Consider the following 446-nt stretch of genomic DNA (forward strand, 5'->3'; position numbering starts at 1 on the left):
GTACCGATGGTGCTGATCGGAACCGTGGTTTCCCACCTTTTTGGTGCATCTGTGGGACGTGAGGGGACGGCGGTGCAAATGGGCGGTGCCCTTGCCGATCAACTGACGCATGTCTTCCGTCTGCGCCGCGAAGACCGTCGGGTGATTCTCATGGCCGGTATCAGTGCTGGCTTTGCGTCCGTCTTCGGCACCCCTCTTGCCGGGGCTTTATTCGGACTTGAAGTATTGGCCATTGGACGTATGCGTTACGACGCGCTTTTCCCTTGCGTGGTTGCGGCAATCGTTGCTGACCAGGTGGGGCAAGCCTGGGGCGTGGTTCACACGCATTACGTCATTGGGGAAGTGGTTCCGGTGCAGCTGTGGAGTGTCATGGCTGTGGTGGTAGCTGGGATTGTCTTTGGCCTTACCGGCCTGCTATTCGCGACAGCGACCCACAAGCTCGGAGC

At 59.4% G+C, this 446-nt stretch carries 1 protein-coding gene; it reads left to right on the forward strand.

Going from position 1 to position 446, the window contains the following annotated elements; genetic code table 11:
* On the forward strand, positions 1 to 446 hold a 446-nt coding region (locus tag KMS84_RS43905; protein ID WP_256921327.1), incomplete at both ends, for a chloride channel protein.

It is taken from the genome of Streptomyces hilarionis (assembly GCF_024539675.1).
Lineage (GTDB): Bacteria > Actinomycetota > Actinomycetes > Streptomycetales > Streptomycetaceae > Streptomyces > Streptomyces hilarionis.